General features: G+C 80.0%; 1 protein-coding gene. It reads right to left on the bottom strand.

Annotated features, from left to right (window positions below; all coding sequences use genetic code 11):
- A partial coding sequence (locus tag CCN44_RS26650) for an FtsK/SpoIIIE domain-containing protein (protein ID WP_276329128.1) occupies positions 1-1,282 on the bottom strand: 1,282 nt, incomplete at both ends.

Here is a 1,282-nt window from a genome sequence, read left to right as displayed (position 1 = left end):
GGAACCGGCGGCGGAGGAGGTGAGGGAACCGGCGGCGGAGGAGGTGAGGGAACCGGGCGCGGGCGCGCGCTGGGCGACGAAGTCACCGGAGGCGGGGCCGCGTTGGGCCACCATGCGGCCGGACACCTCCTGACCGGCGTGCCACCGGGCGAAGTCCGTCCGGCCCAGCAGCTCCGCCCGGCGCTTCAGCTCGGCGGCCAGCGCCTGGGCGAACTCCCGCATGCGCACGGGGTCGTTGGCGATCAGGTGGGTGGTGACATGCGGTATGTCGGTGCAGACCCGCAGGCCCTCACCGTGTCCGGCGCCCGTCCCGACCCCGTCCCGGCCGTCGAGCAGCACCACGGCCAGCCGGTCCGGCCGCTCGGCGGCGGCGAGCGAGGCGACCACGGTCCGCAGCAGCTCGGTACGGCCACTGCCGGCCGGGCCCTCGATCAGCAGATGCGGCCCGTCGGCCACGAGGTCCACGGTGACCGGGCCGCGCGGCCCGGCGCCCAGCACCGCCCGCGCCCGCCCGCCGAGCGACTCGGTGTCGTCGGCCGCGTCCGCCCAGCGTGCCATCAGCGACGCCGGGGTGGCCCGGGCCAGCCCCAACTCGTCCAGCAGCCGCGCCGACCGGGGCAGCGGCGTGGACACGCGCGCGTGCCGCTCGTCGGCCGGGCCGTCCGGGCGCAGCGGCGCCAGCGCCCGCGCGAACCGCTCCGCCCAGGCGGCGGAGACGGCGTCGACGGCGGCGAGCGTGCCGGGGCCGACGGGACCGCCGGGCGCGACCCGCAGCAGCTGGAGCGCGGCGGCGACGTCCCCGCTGAGCAGCGCCACGGCACCGCAGTGCCGGAACGTCGGCGTCACGTCGCACGCGGCCTCGTACGTCCGGTGCACCGGGGAGACGGGCGAGGCGGTCTCGGTCTCGGCGAGGCACACCACGTGGATCCCGGCCCGCGGCCCGGCCACCGCCAGCCGCGCGAGCCCTTCCCGCAACGCCGCCCCGCCCGGGTCCCCGTCCACGACGACCACGGTGTACGGCCCCGGGAACCCGCCGGTACCGACGTCTTCCCGGGCCCAGGAGGGCCGGCGGGCACCGGGCTCGGCAGGGGCCCCGTGCTGGGCTTCGGTGCCGGGGCGGCCGGCGGTCCGGGACAGCGGGTTCGGGGCGGGGGCGCCGGACGGGCCCGGAGCCGTGTCCCGGCCCGGGACGGCGGGCGTGCCGGACGGTGCGGTCGGTCCCTGCACACCGGTCGCCGCCGCGCGGTCCGCGTCCCGCGCCGGGGCGGGACGGGCCGCGCGG

Source organism: Streptomyces tricolor, from assembly GCF_002155905.1.
In the GTDB taxonomy this organism is placed as follows: Bacteria; Actinomycetota; Actinomycetes; order Streptomycetales; family Streptomycetaceae; genus Streptomyces; species Streptomyces tricolor.
The sequence above is the reverse complement of the archived record's forward strand: the minus strand, read 5'-3'. Positions and strand labels throughout refer to the sequence as shown.